Raw genomic sequence first — 20,042 nt, 5'->3', positions numbered from 1 at the left:
GGGATGCGGACACGAGCCATCAATGCAAGGAGTACGTCATGTTGCAAGCAAACGAAATCCAGCGGCGATTCACTCATATTCGGCAAACCATCGACGAGGCCGAACAGGCTTGCCGCCAGTCGCAGGATGCGCCGAACGAAATCCGCGACTGCATCGAAAGACTGTCGCGCGAAGCGCAGCAGGCGCAGAGCGTGATGCAGTCGAACGACCAGCAGCGCATCCAGCAATGCGTGGACAGCCTGGAAGACATGGGCGACGAAGCCAAGCGCATCAGCCGCTCGCTGCCGACGATGCCGGCCCACCTGGAGGCTGCCGTCACCCGCGTGCATGCCGAGCTGTCGGACCTGAAGCACAAGTTGCATTGATCGTCAACGTCACACCACGCCGCCCGCGCGCAGGGCGGCAATCTCCTCGTCGCTCTTGCCCAGCACGTCGCGCAAGACTTCGTCCGTGTGCTCGCCCAGCAGCGGCGGCGCCTTGACGCTCGTCGCCGGCGTGGCCGACATGCGCATCGGGTTGCGCACGAGTTTCACCGATCCGGCCGTCGGATGCGGCAGCGCGATTTCCATGCCGCGTGCGCGCACCTGCTCGTTCGCGAACACTTCGTCCAGGTCGTTGATCGGGCCGCACGGCACGCCCACCGCTTCCAGCATGGCGATCCATTCGGCGCGCGGGCGCTCGCGCACCATGTCGGCGAGCAGCGGCACGAGCACGTCGCGGTTCTGCACGCGCGCGGGGTTGGTGGCGAAGCGCGGGTCGCGCGCCAGTTCCGGCCGGCCTCCCGCTTCGACGAATTTCTGGTACTGGCCGTCGTTGCCCGCGGCGACGATGATGTGGCCGTCGCTGCAGGCGAAGGTCTGATACGGCACGATGTTGGCGTGCGCATTGCCCCAGCGCCTGGGCCGCTTGCCGCTGTTCAGGTAATTGCTGCCGACGTTGGCGAGCATGGCGACCTGCGTGTCCAGCAGGGCCATGTCGACGTGCTGGCCTTCTCCAGTGCGGTCGCGGTGGGTGAGCGCGGCGAGCACGGCGATGGTGGCGTACATGCCCGTCATCAGGTCCGTCAGCGCCACGCCGACTTTTTGCGGACCACCGCCCGGCAGGTCGTCGCGCTCGCCCGTCACCGACATCAGTCCGCCCATGCCCTGGATCAGGAAATCGTAGCCGGCGCGGTGCGCGTACGGCCCGTCCTGGCCGAAGCCCGTGATGGAGCAGTACACGAGGTCCGGCTTGATGGCCTTCAGGGTGTCGTAATCGAGGCCGTAGCGCTTGAGGTGGCCGACCTTGAAGTTCTCCAGCACGACGTCGCAATGGCGTACCAGGTCGCGCAGCAGCGCCTGGCCTTGTGCGCTTGCGATGTCGACCGTGAGCGAGCGCTYGCCGCGGTTCGCCGACAGGTAGTACGCGGCCTCGGTGGTCGGGTGGCCGGCAGCGTCCGGCGCGTAGGGCGGGCCCCAGGCGCGCGTGTCGTCGCCGGCGCCGGGCCGTTCGATCTTGATCACGTCGGCGCCGAGGTCCGCCAGGTTTTGCGAACACCATGGGCCGGCCAGCACGCGTGACAGGTCGAGCACGCGGATGTGGCCCAGCGCGCCTTGCAGGCGCTGGTCCGGACCGTTGTGCGGTCCGTTCGGATGGGATGCCATCTCGTCTCCGTTGTTGAGTTGTTCTCGGCGCGGATTATACGTCGCGTTCTTCACGCGCGACCGCGCGGGCGTCGTCGAGCACGGCGGCGAACGAATCGCGCTCGCGGTCGACGATGTCGTCGACGACGCGCTCGTCCAGCCCCATCCCTTCGAGCACGAAGGCCGACAGCTGCAGGCTCGCTTCCAGCGTTTCCGGCACGACGACATTGGCGCCGGCGTGCTTGAGGGAGCGCGCATGCTTCTCGTCGCGCGAGCGTGCGTACAGGCGCACGTGCGGGAACTCGCGCCGGATGCCGCGCACGGCGTGCAGCGCCGACGCCGGATGGTCCATCGTCAGCACGATCGCGGGCGCCTCGTCGGCATGGACGTGGCGCAGCAGATCCGGCCGCGCCGCGTTGCCGAAGTACACGGGCACGCCGTCCTTGTGCAGCCGCGCGACGAGTTTCGCGTCGTTCTCGAACGCGATGAATGGGATGTCCTGGGCCGCCAGCAGCTTGGCCAGTTGCTGGCCGACGCGGCCGAAGCCGGCGATGATCACGCGGCCGCGCGCCGCTTCGAGTTCGTCGTCCGTGAGGTGCGCTGCGACGGGATTGGCATTCGCCGCCGAGCGCTCGCCGATCGCGTGGCCGATCCGCGCCAGCAGCGGCGTGATGAACAGCGACAGGCCGACGGCCAGCATCACGCGCGCACCGAGCGCGTCGTCGAGCAGCTTCGATGCGATCGCGTAGCCGATCACGATGAATGCGAATTCGCCGCCCTGGCCCAGCAGCAGCCCGCCCTCGAGCGCGCGGCCCCATGGCAGGCCGCCCAGGCGCAGCAGCGGCGCGATCACGATGCCCTTCAGCAGCACGAGTCCGCACACGGCGGCGGCCAGCCACAGGGGGGCGTGCACGACCTGCAGCGTATCCATGTTCATGCCGACCGTCATGAAGAACAGGCCCATGAGCAGGCCCTTGAACGGTTCGACCATCAGCTCGACCTCGTGCTTGAATTCCGTCTCGGCCAGCAGCAGGCCGGCGATCAGCGCACCCAGCGCCATCGACAGCCCGGCCAGGTGGGACAGCGCGGCGATGCCGAACGTCGACAGCAGGATCAGCGCCATGAATACGTCCGGCTGGCGGTGGCGTGCGAACGCGCGGAACAGCGGATGCACGACCCTGCCGCCGACCAGGTAGATCAGCGCGATGGCGCCGGCCGCCTTGGCCATCGCGAGCAAGGCGAGCAGCGCCACGTTCGTGCCGCCGCCATCGTTGCTGCCGAGTGCGCCGATCAGGATCAGGATCGGCACGACGGCCAGGTCCTGCAGCATCAGCACGGCGAACGCCGCCTGGCCGACGGGGCTCGCGGTGCGGTGGCTCTCGGCCAGCAACTGCATCACGACGGCCGTCGACGACAGCGACAGCACGAGGCCCAGCACGAGCGCGGCGTCGAGGCGGCGGTCGAGGAGCAGGTACGCGGCGCCGCCGATCAGCGCGGTGCACAACACCACCTGCGCGCTGCCGATACCGAACACCCAGCGCCGCATGGCCCACAGGCGCGCGGCCGAGAGTTCGAGGCCGATCATGAACATCAGGAACAGCACGCCCAGTTCGGCCAGCATGGCGACGTTGTCGTTGTTCGGGAACGTGAGCAGGCCGAGCGGGGCGAAATCCTGCGCCATGCGCCCGAGCCCGAACGGCCCGAGCAGGGCGCCGACGGCGAGAAAGCCCAGCACCTGGTTGATGCGCAAGCGTTGCAGCAGCGGGATCAGGATGCCGGACAGGGCGAGGAACAGCAGGATTTCGCGCAGGAAGGGGAAGGCGTGTTGCTCTTGCACGGGTGGGGCCTTTTTCGGATGTGATCCGTGCAATTTTATCGTGTGGGGCGCATGCGCATGGTGGGCTCGGGGAGCCCACCCTACGGCAATTGTAATCGTAGGGTGGGCACCCTGTGCCCACCACGCGCCGTCATCACGCCTGCCGGCTTTCCGCCATGAGGATCACTTCCTCCATCTCCTGGTCGATCTCGTTGCGCAGTTCCAGGTAGCGCCCGAGCGCGTTGTCCAGCACCGGCAACAGGATCCCGCGCTCGCTGTGCAGGCCCGAATAGCGCGGCCGCGCCGCCGCGAACCCGCAGGCCGCGGCCGGCACGGCTTCCAGCCGRCTCGCATCCACGCCGGCCCGCGCGGCCGCCTGCCCGGCCAGCTCGGCCCAGGTCAGCGTGCCCACGTTGGACAAATGCCAGACGCCGGACTCGCCGTCGATCGCGAGGTCGAGGCAGGTGTGCACGAGGTCCGGCACATAGGTCGGCGACACGGCCATGTCGTGCGGCGCGCGGAACGGTTCGCCCCGTTCCAGCGCGTGCAGCGCCAGGGTGACGAAGTTGTGCTTGTCCCACGGCCCGAAGAACGCGCTCGTGCGCACGACGAGGGCGCCCGGATGGCGGTCCTGCACGCGCAGCTCGGCCTCGGCCTTGCTGCGGCCGTAGACGTTGAGCGGAGCGACGGTGTCGCTTTCGACATAGGGGCGATCGAGCGCGCCGTCGAACACGAGGTCGCTGGAGAACGTCGTCAGGTGCACGCCGTGGCGGGCGCACGCGGCCGCCAGGATCGCGGGGCCGATGGCGTTCTCGCGGAAGCAGCGTTCGGCATCGCGCTCGGCGTCGTCCACGCGCACATAGCCCGCCGTGTTGACGACCGCCCACGGCCGGTATTTGTCCAGCGCGCGTTCGACCGAGGCCGGATCGGTGATGTCCATGTCCTGGCGCGACAGCAGGCGGAACGCGAGGTTGCGCTTGCGGCACAGGCGGGCAAAGGCGCGGCCCAGCGTGCCCGTCGCACCCGTGATCAGGATGGGTGCCGCATCCTTGCCGACGAGCGTGTGGCCGTCGGCCGTGATCGACGTGAGGGCATCCGGCGTCGCCACGGGCTGGCACAGCCAGCGGCCCGGCCGGCGCCACCAGCCCTGGCCGCGCAGTACGGGATGCGACAGCGGCGTGCCGGCCGCCAGCTCGCGCATCATGCGCGCGACCGCGGTCGGGCGCGGCTCGGGCGCGCGCACGTCGAACGGTCCCGGTTCGTAATAGCCGCGGTTCTGCGTGACGAGGCTGTTCCAGTCGAACGAGCCGAGCAGCGACCACACGGTCACCGCGCGCAGGTCGACGCCGCTGGCGCGCACTTCCTTGGCCGCTTCCCAGATCTCCAGCAGCCAGCGCAACTGGTCTTCGCGGTTGGCGTCGATGTGCGCTTCGGTGATGGCCAGCGGGATGTGGTAGCGGTCCCAGATCTCGTGCAGCAGCGGGGCAATGCCGGCCGTGGGCGTCGCGAGCGCGCGCGAGGTCTCGATGTCGGCGCACGGGACGCCGTCGGCCATGCCGCGGTGGTGCGGCGGATAGCGGTCCGGGCGATGATCCAGCCAGCGCTCGCTCGTGACATAGTAATTGACGCCGATGATGTCCGGCGGGCAGGGGTTCGCGCGGAACCACAGGAATTCCTCCGCCGGAATGCCCGTCTTGATCAGGTAGCTCCACAGGGGGTGAGCGGGGCCGACCATGCCGCACAACAAATCCCACGCGAGCCAGCGGCGCTCGTTGTAGAACTCGGCCACGTGTGCCATCTCCGGCGTGCTGTAGGTCTTGCCGAGGTCGTCGGTCTGGACGAGCCTGGCATTCGGATTGACGGCACGGATGGCGCGCATCGCCAGCACGACGGCGCGGCACTGGTTCAGCAGCGCCACGACGAACGTGCGGTCGTCGCGGCCGTGCGGATACCACACGCCGTACAGGCCGGCGAAGCGTGCCGTCGTGCATGGCTCGTTGACCGGCGTGTAGTACTCGATCCATGGATAGCGCGCGGCGACGGCGCCGGCATAGTCGGCCAGCTGCTGCGCGAATGCCGGGTCGACGAGGCTCGTATGGCGCGGGCCGCTGCCGTGGTGGATCAGGCCGGCGATCGGGGTGACGCCGTGCGCGCGCAGGGCGTTCAGGCGGGCGTCGGCCCATGTCCAGTCGGCGGCGTGGAGGCCATCCGGCGCCGTGCGCTCCCACAGGACGGGATAGCGGATGGCGCGGATGCCGAGGGAGGCGAAGCGGTCGACGTCGTCGGCCCTGGCGGCATGGCCGTTTCTGTCGAGCTGGTGGAAGTAGTCGTCGCGGACGCGGTTGGTGGTGCATTCGAGGCCGCCCCAGAGTTCGAGGGGGCGGGCGTGGCTGTTCGTGCTCTTCGTAGAATCCATAAATCACCAATCTGTTAGTATTATTGCAACAAAAAATTCAGCATGGTCCCGAACTGGCAAAAAAGTCGGGGAAGCGCCTGGCTTTCGAGCGGTGGCGGTTGACAGCGGGGCGTCAACCTGCAACCATGCCATCCATGAATTTTTCGTATCCACATCCTGTTCTCACCTGGTGGCGCCGCTGATTGCGCGCGGCCAGTGAATTGGATAGGTATTCCGAACGCCGCCTCGATTCAAGGTGGCGTTTTCGTTGGCGCAGCAGGATCGAGGCAAGGGCGATAACACCCAAGGAAGAAACTCGATGAGTCTGYAAACCCCTACCGCTACCACGCCCATCATCCTGACCGGCGACCGTCCCACCGGGCCGCTGCACCTCGGCCACTTCGTCGGCAGCCTGCGCAATCGCGTCACTTACCAGGATCAATATCGCCAGTTCATCATGCTCGCGGACGCCCAGGCGCTCACGGACAACATGGATGATATCGGTAAGGTACACCGGAACGTGATCGAGGTGGCGCTCGATTACCTTGCCGTAGGGATCGACCCCGCCAAGTCCACGATCCTGATCCAGTCGCAGATCCCGGAGCTGGCCGAGCTGACGTTCTATTACCTGAACCTCGTGACCGTCGCGCGCCTCGAGCGCAACCCGACCGTCAAGCAGGAAATCATCCTGCGCGGCTTCGAGCGCGACATCCCCGCCGGCTTCCTGACCTACCCCGCCAGCCAGGCCGCCGACATCAGCGCGTTCAAGGCGACGATCGTGCCGGTGGGCGAGGACCAGATCCCGATGATCGAACAGTGCAACGAGATCGTGCGCAAGTTCAACCGCAACGCGGGCCGCGACATCCTCGTCGAGTGCAAGGCCATCGTGCCGGAAGTGGGCCGCCTGCCGGGCATCGACGGCAAGGCCAAGATGAGCAAGTCGCTGGGCAACACGATCAACCTGGGCGCGTCCGCCGACGAGATCCGCGCGGCCGTCAAGATGGTCTACACCGACCCGCTGCACCTGAAGGTGTCCGATCCCGGCCATCTGGAAGGCAACGTCGCCTTCCTCTACCTCGACGCCTTCGACACCGACAAGGAAGGGCTGGCGGAAATGAAGGCGCATTACCAGCGCGGCGGCCTGGGCGATTCCGTCGTCAAGAAGCGCCTGGAAGGCATCCTGCAGGAACTGCTGGCGCCGATCCGCGCCCGCCGCGAGGAATTGGCCAAGGACAAGGGCCAGGTCATGCAAATCCTCAAGGAAGGCACGCTGAAGGCGCGCGAAGTGGCGGCGCGCACGACGGACGAGGTGCGCAAGGCTCTTGGTTTGTCCTACTTCTAAAATCCTGTCGTAGGGTGGGCACCCCGTGCCCACGCGTAACGCCAACACGTCGCAAACGTTCGCGTGGGCACAGGGTGCCCCACCCTACCCGTAGCAAGAAGCGCGACGTGAGGTAGCGCAAAGTGATGGCCTTGCGCTTATTTGTGGTCCGGTCCGTGTATTGATGGCAAGCTTGCGTCTTCGCTATCGACAGAGGGCTGCGCCATGAGCAAGGGGTTACGCTGGACCGAGCAATGGATGCGGCGGGCGCTGTGGCTCGTCGCCTTCGTATTCGCCGGATTCCTGATCGGCCTGGGCAACCAGGTCGTCGACAACATCATCTATCTCGCGCCGGTACCGGCCGCCGAGCATTTCCTCGATCCCGCCCAGGCCGGCCCGCTGCAGGCCGCCTCGCGCCAGGCGCAGAAGACGCGCCAGGATGCCGATACGGCGCTCGAACAGGCGCAGCAGAAACACCGTGTGGCGCAGGCGAACACGAGGAGCGCGCGCGAGGCGTTCGACAACTGGATCGCGACGCGCCACGCGACGGCGCGGCCGGACCAGGACGAGGAACTCATCGCGCGCAACCGCGAGCTCGACAAGCTCGTGGCCGCCGAGCGCACGGCACTGGCGGCCGTCGAGGCGCAGGAGCAGGTGGCGCTCGATGCCAGGCAGGCCGAGCAGAAGGCGGACGCCGCCTACGACGCGCTGCTGCAGCCTGCGCGTCAAGCCGTGTACGAGGCCGAGCGGCGGGCCGAGCGCAAGGTATTCCTGATCCGCCTCGGCGTGACCCTGCCGCTGCTGCTGGTGGCGGGCGCGCTGTTCAAGTACAAGCGCAACGGCACCTACTGGCCGTTCACGTGGGGCTTCATCCTGTTCGCCCTGTTCGCCTTCTTCGTCGAGCTCGTGCCTTATCTACCCAGCTACGGCGGCTATGTGCGCTATGGCGTGGGCATCGTCGTGACGGTTGTCGTGGGCCGCTACGCGATCCGCTGGTTGCACGMGTGGCTCGAACGCCAGAAGGCGGCGGAGGCGATGCCCGACGCGCAGCGCCGCACGACGATGCGCTACGACGTGGCGATGGCGCGCATCGCCAAGGGCGTGTGCCCGTCGTGCGAGCGCGCCACCAATTACGGGGATGAACACCTGGCCCATTGCCCGCACTGCGGTATCGGCCTGTTCGACCGGTGTCCGGCATGCAGCACGCGCAAGAATGCCTTTACGCGTTATTGTTTTTCCTGCGGTACTCCGGCCAACCTTAGCCTCTCGGATTAATCCATTAGTCCTTCAGGTCGGCCGGCACCTTGCCGCCGTTCGCGGCCAGCTTGTTCATGACCTGGCGGTGCAGCCAGATGTTCATGCTGGCCGAATCGTTCGTGTCGCCCGTGTAATTCAGCTCGGCGGCCAGTTCCTTGCGGGCTTGCAGGCTGGAATCGAGGCCCAGCAGCTTGAGCAGGTCGACGATGGACGTGCGCCAGTTCAGTTGCTGTCCGGACTGCTGCTGCATGTTGTTCAGCACGGCTTCCACGTCGACCTGCTGCATCGCTGCGGCGCCTGGCGTGCTCGTCGCGGGCGCGGCCTGGGGCTGCTGCGGGGGTTGCTGCGTCGGTTGCGGCGCGCGTTGCTGGGCGCCCGGGGCCGCCTGTCCGCTGCTCTGTGTGGCGGGATGCGAGGACGGGAAGATCTTGTGGAAGATATTGCTCAGGATACCCATGTCGACTCCTTGTTGGATTTCTTGTTGCTGTGGTTGAACGCGCCGTCAGTGGCGCTGCATGCCCTGCGCCATGTGGCCGAGCGCGATCGCCAGCGCGGCGCCGCCGATGGCCTTGACCAGGGTCGGGTGTTCGGCATAGAAGTCGCCCATGCGGTCGACGATGCCGGGATTCTGTTGTTCGGCCTTCGCGGCCAGTTCCTGCACCTGGTCCGGCGACACCTGGTTCGCCTGTTCCGGCGACACCCGGGCCTGGTCGGCACCGAGCAGGTTGCCGAGCGCGCCACCCGCCACGGACGCGAGCACCGAGGGCCCGACATTGGCCAGCAACTGGTTCAGCATGCCGGCGCGCTGGTCGGGATTGCTGTTGCTAAACAGCTGGCCGACCATTTGCGAAAACGGCGGCGTCTGGTCCGAACGCAGCGCCTGGGTCACGCCCTGCGCGATGGTGGCGCGAGGCACGTTTTCCGCAACGCGGTCGAAATCGGTCTCGGCCTGCGCGGGGTTCGCATTCTGGTTCGCACCGCCCAGGTATTGCTGCAACAGGTTGCCCAAATCAAAGTTCATGATGTTCTCCTTCGTTGCACGTCGAACGGGAATGGTACGCGTTTGTGCAGGATCGGTTCGCACGTTCGATAACGGAGAGGCTGCATCCATCATTCGCGTTGATTCCGCCATGTGGGCGGGCGAGCGTTGCCCGGTGGACACTGAGGCCCGCTGCGCGTAAGCTGGCGCCATGACCTACGTCCCGCTGTTGCTGTTCGCCGCCCTGTATGCCTACGCCGCGCTGGCGCTGGGCCTGCCGTCCATGGTCGGCCTGGCATACCTGCTGGCCAGCGTGGCCTGCTTCGGYCTGTATGCGCGCGACAAGGCGGCGGCCCGGCGCGGCCAAAGGCGCACGCCCGAGCGCGATCTCCTGCTGCTGGGCCTGGCCGGCGGCTGGCCCGGCGCCTTGCTGGCGCAACAATGGCTCCGTCACAAGACGGTCAAACATCCGTTCCGGCTCTGGTTCTGGCTGAGCGTCGGCGCCAACCTCGCCGGATTCTGCTGGGTGGCGCGCACGCTGGCGCCCGCCTGACCCATTCACGAGGAGCTCCACCATGTGGCCTTATCCCAGGATTGTTGCGCACCGCGGTGGCGGCACGCTGGCGCCGGAAAACACGCTGGCCGGCGTGCGGCGCGGCATGGAGGCCGGTTTTCGCGCCATCGAATTCGACGTCATGCTGGCGAAGAACGGCGTGCCCGTCGTGCTGCACGATCCCAGGCTGGGCCGCACGGTCGCCGGACGCGGATCGGTGGCGGACATCGACGCGCTCGACCTCGCCGCGCGCGACGCGGGATCGTGGTTCGGTCCGGACTATGCGGGCGAGCCGGTGCCGCTGTTCGTCGAGTTCGCCCAGTTTTGCAAGAGCCATGGCGTATGGATGAACATCGAGATCAAGCCCGTGCCCGGCCACGACGTACACACGGGCAGCGTGGTCGCGCGGCTGGTTGCCGCCCTGTTCGCCGACGACCTCGCGGCCGGCCAGGTGGCGCGGGCGCCGTTGCTGTCGTCGTTCAGCGCGGCGGCGCTGGAAGCCGCCCGGGAGGCCGCCCCGCACGCGCCGCGCGCCTGGCTGGTCGAAACCCTCCCGCGCGACTGGGAACGCCGCGCGCGGGCGCTGGACGTGGTCGCCATCCACGTCGACCACATGCGGCTGGCGGCGCGGCAGGCTGCCGAAGTGAAAGCTGCCGGTTTCGGCCTGTTCTGCTACACGGTCAATGCACCGGCCCGGGCGCGTGAACTGTTCGACTGGGGCGTGGACGGGCTGTGCACGGACCGGATCGACCTGATCGGCCCCGATTTCGTTTGATTTTTCGCTCAAGAATGATCACAAGTTGTTGTTGAGGACATTCGGTGAACGGACACGCGGCGGCGGCATGCCATTATCAATCATGCAACACCAGATCTCACAAATACTATCAAGCGTCAATAGCACGCTATAATCGTTTTTCTTTATATAGCAAGCTGCCTGAATCCGCCCCTACGACATGAAATCCACCGAAATACGCGAAAAGTTCCTCAAGTTCTTTGAGTCCAAAGGCCACACGATCGTCCGCTCCAGCCCGCTCGTGCCGGGCAACGACCCGACGATGTTGTTGACCAACAGCGGCATGGTGCAGTTCAAGGATGTGTTCCTGGGCCTGGATACGCGTCCGTACAAGCGCGCCACCACCGTGCAGCGCTGCGTGCGCGCCGGCGGCAAGCACAATGACCTGGAAAACGTCGGCTACACCGCGCGGCACCACACGTTCTTCGAAATGCTGGGCAATTTCAGTTTCGGCGATTATTTCAAGCGCGACGCCATCCACTTTGCCTGGGAACTGCTGACCAAGGTCTATAACCTGCCGGCGGACAAGCTGACCATCACCGTCTACTTCGAAGACGACGAGGCTTATAACATCTGGGCCAGCGAAATCGGCGTGCCGACGGAACGCATCATCCGCATCGGCGACAACAAGGGCGCGCGCTACGCATCGGACAACTTCTGGCAGATGGCCGACACGGGTCCGTGCGGACCGTGCACGGAAATCTTCTATGACCACGGCGCGGACATCTGGGGCGGCCCCCCGGGCTCGCCGGAAGAAGACGGCGACCGCTTCATCGAGATCTGGAACCTCGTGTTCATGCAGTTCAACCGCGACGAGAAGGGCGTGCTGACCCCGCTGCCGAAGCCGTCGATCGACACCGGCATGGGCCTGGAGCGCCTGGCCGCCGTGCTGCAGCACGTGCACTCGAACTACGAGATCGACCTGTTCCAGAACCTGATCAAGGCCGCCGCCCGCGAAACCGGTGCGACGGACCTGGCGAACAATTCGCTGAAGGTCATCGCCGACCACATCCGCGCGTCCGCGTTCCTGATCGTCGACGGCATCATTCCGAGCAGCGAAGGCCACGGCTACGTCCTGCGCCGCATCATCCGCCGCGCGCTGCGCCATGGCCACAAGCTGGGCCAGACCAAGCCGTTCTTCTACAAGCTCGTGGAAGACCTGGACAAGGAAATGGGCGCTGCGTATCCGGAACTGACGGAAGCCAAAGCACGTGTGATGCAGACCTTGAAGGCCGAGGAAGAGCGTTTCGGCGAGACCCTCGAAAACGGCATGAAGATCCTGGAAGCGCAACTCGCCAGGGATCCGCAGAACCTGGACGGCGCCACCGCCTTCACCCTGTACGACACCTACGGCTTCCCGCTGGACCTGACGGCGGACATCTGCCGCGAGCGTAACGTGAAACTGGACGAGGAAGGCTTCGCTGCCGCCATGGAGCAGCAGAAGAAGACCGCGCGCGCCGCCGGCAAGTTCAAGATGGCCGCCAACGTCGAGTACTCGGGCGAGAAGACGACCTTCGTCGGCTACGAGGCCCTCGCGCACAACAGCCGCGTGCTCGCGCTGTACTCGGGCGGCGCCCCGGTGCAGATGCTTTCGGCCGGCCAGGATGGCATCGTCGTGCTGGACACGACCCCGTTCTACGCCGAGTCCGGCGGCCAGGTGGGCGACAAGGGCCTGCTGAAATCGGCGGCCGGCGTGTTCGAAGTGGAAGACACCCTGAAGATCCAGGCCGAAGTGTTCGGCCACCACGGCGTGCTGCAGTCGGGTTCGCTGAAAGTCGGCGACATGGTCGACGCGCAGGTCGATGAAGTCAAGCGCGCCCGCACCATCCGCAACCACTCGGCGACGCACTTGATGCACAAGGCCCTGCGCGAAGTGCTGGGCGGCCACGTGCAGCAGAAGGGCTCGCTGGTCGATCCGGACAAGACCCGCTTCGACTTCAGCCACAATGCCCCGCTGACGGCGGAACAGATCGCCCAGGTGGAAGCCATCGTCAACCGCGAGATCCTGGAAAACCACGCGACCCGTGCCCAGCACATGTCGATGGACGATGCGATCAAGCATGGCGCCATGGCCCTGTTCGGCGAAAAATACGGCGACACCGTGCGCGTGCTGGACATCGGTTCGTCGAAGGAACTGTGCGGCGGCGTACACGTGACCCGCACGGGCGACATCGGCCTGTTCAAGATCGTGTCCGAATCGGGCGTGGCCGCCGGCATCCGCCGTGTGGAAGCCGTGACGGGCGAGGGCGCCCTGGCGCTGGTGCAATCGATCAACCGCAAGCTGAACGAAGCGGCCGGCGCGCTGAAGACGAGCCCGGACGAACTGCCGTCCCGCATCGCCCAGGTGCAGGACCAGGTCAAGTCGCTGGAGAAGGAAATCGCCGCGCTGAAGTCGAAACTGGCCGCCGGCCAGGGTGACGAGCTGGTGACGAAAGCCATCGACGTGAATGGCATCAAGGTGCTGGCCGCCACGATGGAAGGCGCCGACGTTGCGGGCCTGCGCGAGACGATGGACAAGCTGAAGGACAAGCTCGGCACGGCCGCCATCGTGCTGGCATCTGTGCTGGAGGGCAAGGTCAGCCTGATCGCCGGCGTCACGCAGGATGCCACCGGGAAGGTCAAGGCGGGCGATCTCGTCAACTTCGTCGCGAAGCAGGTCGGCGGCAAGGGCGGCGGCCGTCCGGACATGGCCCAGGCCGGCGGTACCGATCCAACCGGGTTGCCGCAGGCGCTGGCCGGCGTGGCCGGCTGGGTCGGCGAGCGCGTATCCGCGTAAGCATTGCCGCATACGCCGCCGCGGCGATTTTGCTGCGGTTGCGTATGCGTCACGCGTGGGGTGGCGTATGATTGAACGAAGTTTGAGCGGGCTCAAACTTCGTTTAGGTTGAACGCCAAGGTGGTATCATCGTCTGCCGCATCCCTCGGTTTCGGTCATCCATATCGATGCTCTTCCTGACTGTCAAGTAATTGCCGTTGTTACAACGCAACAAAGGTACCAAATTTTGGTGCGGCGCGTCATAATTGGCCAATTGGAGTACTATCAGGGCAATGCCCCTACCGACTAGCAGGCAATCGATGAGCGAAACCATAATCGACACCGGCACCATCGAGGTCCAGAAGGATCTGGATGCGCGTGGCTTGAACTGCCCCCTGCCGATCCTCAAGGCCAAGAAGGCCCTCGCTGAACTGGCCAGTGGTGAAGTGCTGCGCATCGTCGCCACCGACACCGGTTCGGTCCGCGACTTCCAGGCGTTTGCCAAACAGACCGGCAATGCCTTGTTGGCCCATACCCACATCAACGGCGAGTTCACGTTCTGGCTGCGCCGTAAATAAGCCGCAACGCGCTGCACCGTCACAGGCCCGGTGCGCCGGGCACTCTTGTTTTCCCCATACCTCCGGATGATCACGATTAGGGCATTTCCTCTAACCGAAAAACGCACGATCGTGCTTTAATTCTGTCCTGAACGGCATTTGCTTTTATAATTCGGATCATTTTTCGTCTTCATACCATTTTTCAAAGGCACATTATGAAAGTCCTGGTACCCGTCAAACGCGTGGTCGACTACAACGTCAAGGTACGCGTCAAGTCCGACGGCAGTGGCGTCGATATCGCCAACGTCAAAATGTCGATGAACCCGTTCGACGAGATCGCGGTGGAAGAAGCCGCGCGCCTGAAGGAAGCCGGCAAGGTCACCGAGATCATCGCCGTGACCTGCGGCGTGGCCCAGGCCCAGGAAACCCTGCGCACCGCGATGGCGATCGGCGCCGACCGCGGCGTGCTGGTCGAGACCGGTGCCGAGATCGAGCCGCTGGGCGTGGCCAAGGTTCTGAAGGCGCTGGCCGTCGAAGAGCAGCCGCAACTGATCATTCTGGGCAAGCAGGCGATCGACGACGATTCGAACCAGACCGGCCAGATGCTGGCTGCGCTGCTGGGCTGGCCGCAGGCGACCTTCGCCTCGAAGGTCGTGCTGGAAGACGGCAAGGTCACCGTGACCCGCGAAGTGGACGGCGGCCTGGAAACCGTGCAGTTGACGTTGCCGGCCATCGTCACCACCGACCTGCGCCTGAACGAGCCGCGCTATGTCACGCTGCCGAACATCATGAAGGCCAAGAAGAAGCCGCTGACCACCGTCAAGCCGGAAGACCTCGGTGTCGACGTCACGCCGCGCCTGAAGACCGTCAAGGTCGCCGAGCCGGCCAAGCGTTCGGCCGGCGTCACGGTGCCCGATGTGGCGACCCTCGTGCAAAAGCTGCGCACCGAAGCAAAAGTCATCTGAATATAAAGGAACATCATGGTCGCACTCGTCATTGCTGAACACGACAACGCCCACCTGAAGGCAGTCACCCTGAACACCGTCACCGCAGCCGCGCAATGCGGCGGCGACGTCCACATCCTCGTCGCCGGTAGCGGTTGCGGCGCCGTCGCGGAAGCGGCCGCGAAGGTCGCGGGCGTGGCCAAAGTGCTGGTCGCCGACGCGCCGCACTTCGCCGACGGCCTCGCCGAGAACGTCGCCGAGCAGATCCTCGCCTTAGTTGGCTCTCCTTCCGGTAACTATTCGCACATCCTGGCCCCGGCGTCGGCCTTCGGCAAGAACGTGCTGCCGCGCGTGGCCGCCAGGCTGGACGTCGCCCAGATCTCGGAAATCACCAAGGTCGATGCGCCCGACACGTTCGAGCGTCCGATCTACGCCGGCAACGCCATCGCCACCGTGCAGTCGACGGACAACGTGAAGGTCATCACCGTGCGCGGCACCGGCTTCGATGCGGCCGCCTTTGACGGTGGCTCGGCCGCCGTCGAAACGGTTGCCGCCGTCGCGGATTCGGGCAAGTCGAGCTTCGTGGGCCGCGAGCTGGCCAAGTCGGACCGTCCGGAACTGACCGGCGCCAAGGTCGTCGTCTCCGGCGGCCGCGGCATGGGTTCGGGCGAGAACTTCAAGATCCTGGAACCGCTGGCCGACAGGCTGGGCGCCGCCATGGGCGCGTCGCGCGCGGCCGTGGACGCCGGCTACGTGCCGAACGACTGGCAGGTCGGCCAGACCGGCAAGATCGTCGCGCCGCAGCTGTACATCGCCGTCGGTATCTCCGGCGCGATCCAGCACCTGGCCGGCATGAAGGATTCCAAGACCATCGTCGCCATCAACAAGGATCCGGAAGCGCCGATCTTCTCGGTGGCCGACTACGGCATCGTCGGCGACCTGTTCGAAGTCGTGCCGGCGCTGGTCAAGGAACTGGGCTGACGTCGTTCCCGGACCGGCCGTCCGTCCGGGCGGGCACCCATTTGTAGCGTATGACCGGCGTTTGCCGTTGCTGACGATGGGTTCCCGCCTTTTTTGCGACCACCGATTGACGTTTACGTAAAGAGAAACCAGGAGACTGCGGTGAGCTACAACGCCCCTTTGAAAGACATGCTGTTCGTGATGAACGAACTGGCCGACCTGGCCGAGATCAACCAGCTCCCCGGCTGCGAGGATGCGACACGAGACACCGTCGAGGCCGTGCTGGAAGAAAATGCGAAATTCTGTGGCGAAGTCGTCGCCCCGCTGAATCATCCGGGCGACAAGGAGCCGAGCTACTGGCACGACGGCCAGGTGACGACGTCGGCAGGTTTCAAGGAGGCGTTCAGGCGCTTCGCGGACGCCGGCTGGCAGGGCGTGCAGCATCCGGCCGAATTCGGCGGCCAGGGCCTGCCCAAGCTCGTCGCCACCCCGTGCATCGAGATGCTGCACGGCTCGAACCTGGCGTTCGCCCTTGTCGCGTTGCTGACCGACGGCGCCATCGAGGCACTGCTGACGGCCGGCAGCGACGAACAGAAGACCCGCTACATCGAGCCGCTGATCACGGGCAAGTGGACGGGCACGATGAACCTGACGGAGCCGCAGGCCGGTTCCGACCTCGCCGCCGTGCGCACGCGCGCCGTGCCGCAGGGGGACGGGACTTATAGAATCTTCGGCACCAAGATCTTCATCACGTACGGCGAGCACGACATGGCGGAGAACATCATCCACCTGGTGCTGGCGCGCACGCCGGACGCGCCCCCGGGCGTGAAGGGCATCTCGCTGTTCATCGTGCCGAAGTTCATGGTGGGTGACGCCGGTGCGCTGGGCGAACGCAACGACGTGCACTGCGTCTCGATCGAGCACAAGCTGGGCATCAAGGCGAGCCCGACCGCGGTGCTGCAGTTCGGCGACCRTGGCGGCGCGATCGGCACGCTGGTCGGCGAAGAAAATCGCGGCCTCGAATACATGTTCATCATGATGAATGCGGCCCGCTTCGGCGTCGGCATGCAGGGTATCGGCCTCGCCGAGCGCGCCTACCAGCAGGCCGTCGCGTTCGCGAAGGAGCGCTTGCAGTCGCGCGCCGTCGAGGGTTCCGCCGGTCCGGTCGCGATCATCCACCACCCGGACGTGCGCCGCATGCTGATGTCYATGCGCGCCCAGACGGAAGCGGCGCGCGCGCTCGCCTACGTCGGCGCCGGCCTGTCCGACCTGGCGCACAGCCATCCGGACGAGGCCGTGCGCAAGGCCAACCTGGCCACGTACGAATACCTCGTGCCGGTCATCAAGGGCTGGTCGACGGAGATGAGCGAGAACGTCGCGCGCGACGGCGTGCAGGTGCATGGCGGCATGGGCTTCATCGAGGAGACGGGCGCGGCCCAGCATTACCGCGATGCCAAGATCCTGCCGATCTACGAAGGCACGACGGCAATCCAGGCCAACGACCTCGTGGGCCGCAAGACGGTGCGCGACGGCGGCGCCGTGGCGAAAGCGATCCTGGCCCAGGTGCGCGCGACGGAAGACCGGCTGGCCGAATCGCAGGATGCCGACCTGGTCGCGATCCGCGCGCAGCTGGCGGCCGGCAGCGCGGCGCTGGAAGCAGTCGTCGACTACGTCGTGGCGAACGCGAAAGCGGACGTGCGCGCCGTGTTCGCGGGGAGCGTCCCGTACCTGAAGCTGGCCGGCATGGTGCTGGGCGGCTGGCAGATGGCGCGTGCGGCCCTCGTCGCCCGCCGGAAGCTGGACGCCGGCGACGGCGACGCGGCGTTCTACCGCGCCAAGGTCGGCACCGCGCGCTTCTTCGCCGACCACATCCTGGCCCAGGCGGACAGCCTGCGCCATGCGATCGTGGCGGGCAGCGCCGGTGTGCTGGCGCTGGACGTCGAGCAGTTTTGACGGCGTCTGCGCTGGAACGGGGCGGCCTGCGGGCCGCCTTTTTCATGGGCGCTGCAGCAGGCGTCGCGTCTTTGGCTGGAGACCAGCGAATTGTTGTGCGGCGCCGACCGTCGCTGCGTGTTTGATCCCTCTTAAACATGGCGGATGAGGGCCGCTCCTGGAATCGATCCATCGCACCCAACCCAAGGAGCGCCCATGTTTTCCATGAAGCCAGGTAAGGTGTTAGCGGTCGTCGCCAGAGCCTGCGCGGTGTTGTCCACGCTGGCAGCCTGTGGAGGCGGCGATCCCGGTGCCACGTCGACCACGTCCGGCCTGCCGGCGTCTCCGGGGCCGGGTCCGGCACCGGCGCCGACGCCCGCCCCGACACCCGCCCCGACCCCGGCGCCCGCACCCACGCCGACACCTGCGCCGACACCTGCGCCGACACCTGCGCCGCCGCCGCCCAGCGATCCCGCGCCGCCGGCGGACATCGTGCTGGAGCCAGGCTATACGGAATTCCCGGCCACGCTCACCATCAGCAAGCCGCACTGGCCCGCCTGGGGCCATACGGGGACCGCCGCCGTCGACGGCGTCGGCTGCGCGTCGAGCGTCGTCTACCACATCCACGCGCTGCTCTCGATCTACCACGACCGCCAGCGGCTGGCATTACCCGATTCGATCGGCCGGGGCAGCGGTTGCAATTACGAGATGCACACGCACGACGGCTCCGGCGTCATGCACGTCGAGACGAATGTGTCCAAGGTTTTCACCCTCGGCCGGTTCTTCGCGCTATGGGGGCAGACGTTGCGCGTCTCGGCCATGGCCGGCCTGCCCGGCACGCCGACGTTCTACATCATCGACAAGGAAAAAGTGAAGCGCTACACGGGCGACCCGGCCGCCATCACGCTGGACGCGCACCGCGAGATCGTCATCGTGACCGGCACGCCGCCCGTGCAGGTGCCCCGGTGGGACTGGAATACGAGCGGCCTGTAGTGCCGGGACCCTCAACCGTACGCGCCGCCCGTGTAGAGCAGGTCGAACAGGCGCGAGATGGTGGCGATCAGTGCCGTCGTGCCGACCAGCATCGTCAGCACGACGAGCAGGATCACGAACCAGTGCGATGCGGAACGGCGGTCCGAGTCGGCGTTGTGGCGGGCATCCCATTTTTCGTCCGGCGTGAGGCCGAGGGCCAGCGCTTCGCCGAAGCCGACGAGCCATGACAGGATGAGCGGCAGCAGGACCCAGAACGGGTTCGGCGCATGCCCGAGCCCGTACACGAGCCCGGCCACGGGGAGGCTGCAGACGTGCAGCAGGCCGATGCGGTCGACGCTGCCCTTGAGGTAGAAGCGGTGCGCGCCGAGCCCGCCCAGCAGGAAGGCGAGGGCGGTGGCGAGGGTCTTGTTCTTGTGCAGCGGCATTAGGCTATTGTTGAAAGGAAAGCCATCAGTATCGTGCAAAACGGGGGGTGTCGCACGCGCTTTCGAAGCGGGGCAGGGCCGTATAGTGGCGGAGTCCAGCAAAATCGGCGATAATCCTGGATTCGGCCGGGACTGCGCGCCCAGCGTTCTTGGTTGTTAAGGGAACGTCAAAAACCGCCGCGCACTGTAAAGCAACGCGCAGCAGGTTTTTGACGTTCCATTATATAAACGCTTGCTGATGCACGGTGTCGCGCGCTATAATCGTCGGCTTTCTCCGTCCAGCACATTTTTTGGAAATATTATGGTCGTTATTCGTTTAGCTCGTGGTGGTGCCAAGAAGCGCCCGTTCTACAACATCGTTGCAACCGACTCGCGCAATCGCCGCGACGGCCGTTTCATCGAGCGCATTGGTTACTACAACCCGATGGCTTCGGGCAAAGAAGTCGGCCTGAACATCACCGCAGACCGCCTGTCGTACTGGCAAGGCGTCGGCGCACAACTGTCGCCGACCGTTGCTCGCCTGGTCGCCGCACAAAAGGCTGCAGCCTAATTATCAAGGTTTTACGGTTTGACCGATTCAGCAGCACATTCGCCTGACGACCTGATCCAGGTCGGCCACATCACCGGCGCCTACGGGATCCGGGGTGGAATCCGCGTTTCTCCGTATTCGATGGATGCGGATGCGCTGCTGAGCGTCAAAACCTGGTGGCTCGACAAGCCGTCGCTGCGTCCCGTGGAAG

18 protein-coding genes and 1 pseudogene are annotated in these 20,042 nt (G+C 66.0%); 13 read left to right on the top strand and 6 right to left on the bottom strand.

The genetic code is table 11. The annotated features are described in order from the left end of the window. Positions 1-38 precede the first annotated feature (38 nt). Positions 39-365, top strand: a complete 327-nt coding sequence (locus AC1DYX_RS09315; RefSeq protein WP_477258534.1) for a hypothetical protein — start codon at positions 39-41, stop codon at positions 363-365. Positions 366-374: 9 nt separating this feature from the next. Here AC1DYX_RS09315 and AC1DYX_RS09310 read toward each other — a convergent pair whose 3' ends face one another. From AC1DYX_RS09310 to AC1DYX_RS09300, 3 genes are all read right to left on the bottom strand, one after another. Further along, the gene (locus AC1DYX_RS09310) at positions 375-1,643 is read right to left on the bottom strand and encodes a CaiB/BaiF CoA transferase family protein (protein WP_477258533.1); all 1,269 of its coding nucleotides are present in this window, start codon (positions 1,641-1,643) and stop codon (positions 375-377) included. Positions 1,644-1,677: 34 nt separating this feature from the next. Beyond that, positions 1,678-3,459 (bottom strand): cation:proton antiporter domain-containing protein, encoded by a 1,782-nt coding sequence (locus AC1DYX_RS09305; protein ID WP_477258532.1) that lies wholly within the window; start codon positions 3,457-3,459, stop codon positions 1,678-1,680. A 133-nt stretch (positions 3,460-3,592) separates the two neighbouring features. Further along, positions 3,593-5,854 (bottom strand): family 1 glycosylhydrolase, encoded by a 2,262-nt coding sequence (locus AC1DYX_RS09300; RefSeq protein WP_477258531.1) that lies wholly within the window; start codon positions 5,852-5,854, stop codon positions 3,593-3,595. Positions 5,855-6,152: 298 nt separating this feature from the next. Here AC1DYX_RS09300 and trpS point away from each other — a divergent pair, with 298 nt between their 5' ends. Next, positions 6,153-7,175 carry a tryptophan--tRNA ligase gene (trpS, locus tag AC1DYX_RS09295; protein ID WP_477258530.1) on the top strand — a complete coding sequence of 341 codons (1,023 nt, stop codon included), beginning with the start codon at positions 6,153-6,155 and terminating at the stop codon, positions 7,173-7,175. 204 nt (positions 7,176-7,379) lie between these two features. Further along, entirely contained in the window at positions 7,380-8,429 is a 1,050-nt protein-coding gene (locus tag AC1DYX_RS09290; protein ID WP_477258529.1) for a serine endopeptidase, read from the top strand. Positions 8,430-8,433: 4 nt separating this feature from the next. Here AC1DYX_RS09290 and AC1DYX_RS09285 read toward each other — a convergent pair whose 3' ends face one another. Together AC1DYX_RS09285 and AC1DYX_RS09280 are read right to left on the bottom strand one after the other, a co-directional pair. Beyond that, positions 8,434-8,868 (bottom strand): DUF3597 domain-containing protein, encoded by a 435-nt coding sequence (locus AC1DYX_RS09285; RefSeq protein ID WP_477258528.1) that lies wholly within the window; start codon positions 8,866-8,868, stop codon positions 8,434-8,436. A gap of 45 nt (positions 8,869-8,913) precedes the next feature. Beyond that, the gene (locus tag AC1DYX_RS09280; protein WP_477258527.1) at positions 8,914-9,432 is read right to left on the bottom strand and encodes a hypothetical protein; all 519 of its coding nucleotides are present in this window, start codon (positions 9,430-9,432) and stop codon (positions 8,914-8,916) included. 169 nt (positions 9,433-9,601) lie between these two features. Between AC1DYX_RS09280 and AC1DYX_RS09275 the strand changes: the two genes are divergently transcribed. The 8 genes from AC1DYX_RS09275 to AC1DYX_RS09240 all read left to right on the top strand — a co-directional run bounded on the left by AC1DYX_RS09275 (position 9,602) and on the right by AC1DYX_RS09240 (position 18,877). Then, positions 9,602-9,943: a DUF1294 domain-containing protein gene (locus tag AC1DYX_RS09275; RefSeq protein WP_477258526.1), complete on the top strand. Its 342-nt coding sequence runs from the start codon at positions 9,602-9,604 to the stop codon at positions 9,941-9,943. 22 nt (positions 9,944-9,965) lie between these two features. Then, positions 9,966-10,718 (top strand): glycerophosphodiester phosphodiesterase, encoded by a 753-nt coding sequence (gene ugpQ / locus AC1DYX_RS09270; RefSeq protein ID WP_477258525.1) that lies wholly within the window; start codon positions 9,966-9,968, stop codon positions 10,716-10,718. Between the two features lie 178 nt (positions 10,719-10,896). After that, positions 10,897-13,512 carry an alanine--tRNA ligase gene (gene alaS, locus AC1DYX_RS09265; RefSeq protein WP_477258524.1) on the top strand — a complete coding sequence of 872 codons (2,616 nt, stop codon included), beginning with the start codon at positions 10,897-10,899 and terminating at the stop codon, positions 13,510-13,512. A 329-nt stretch (positions 13,513-13,841) separates the two neighbouring features. Beyond that, complete coding sequence (locus tag AC1DYX_RS09260) at positions 13,842-14,069, top strand: sulfurtransferase TusA family protein (protein WP_036238555.1); 228 nt, start codon at positions 13,842-13,844, stop codon at positions 14,067-14,069. 194 nt (positions 14,070-14,263) lie between these two features. After that, entirely contained in the window at positions 14,264-15,013 is a 750-nt protein-coding gene (locus AC1DYX_RS09255) for an electron transfer flavoprotein subunit beta/FixA family protein (RefSeq protein WP_477258523.1), read from the top strand. A gap of 15 nt (positions 15,014-15,028) precedes the next feature. After that, the gene (locus AC1DYX_RS09250) at positions 15,029-15,973 is read left to right on the top strand and encodes an electron transfer flavoprotein subunit alpha/FixB family protein (RefSeq protein ID WP_477258522.1); all 945 of its coding nucleotides are present in this window, start codon (positions 15,029-15,031) and stop codon (positions 15,971-15,973) included. 141 nt (positions 15,974-16,114) lie between these two features. Further along, entirely contained in the window at positions 16,115-17,905 is a 1,791-nt protein-coding gene (locus tag AC1DYX_RS09245; protein WP_477258521.1) for an acyl-CoA dehydrogenase, read from the top strand. A 195-nt stretch (positions 17,906-18,100) separates the two neighbouring features. Beyond that, complete coding sequence (locus tag AC1DYX_RS09240; protein ID WP_477258520.1) at positions 18,101-18,877, top strand: hypothetical protein; 777 nt, start codon at positions 18,101-18,103, stop codon at positions 18,875-18,877. Positions 18,878-18,888: 11 nt separating this feature from the next. On the opposite strand, the gene AC1DYX_RS09235 is transcribed toward AC1DYX_RS09240, so the two are convergent. After that, positions 18,889-19,302, bottom strand: a complete 414-nt coding sequence (locus AC1DYX_RS09235) for an NINE protein (protein ID WP_477258519.1) — start codon at positions 19,300-19,302, stop codon at positions 18,889-18,891. Positions 19,303-19,603: 301 nt separating this feature from the next. Here AC1DYX_RS09235 and rpsP point away from each other — a divergent pair, with 301 nt between their 5' ends. Next, on the top strand, positions 19,604-19,852 hold the full coding sequence (rpsP, locus tag AC1DYX_RS09230; protein WP_477258541.1) for a 30S ribosomal protein S16: 249 nt from the start codon (positions 19,604-19,606) through the stop codon (positions 19,850-19,852). An 18-nt stretch (positions 19,853-19,870) separates the two neighbouring features. Continuing rightward, a pseudogene (locus AC1DYX_RS09225) lies at positions 19,871-20,042 on the top strand (ribosome maturation factor RimM); the annotation flags it as partial.

It is taken from the genome of Massilia sp. P2_C2, from assembly GCF_056404615.1.
The sequence above is the reverse complement of the archived record's forward strand: the minus strand, read 5'-3'. Positions and strand labels throughout refer to the sequence as shown.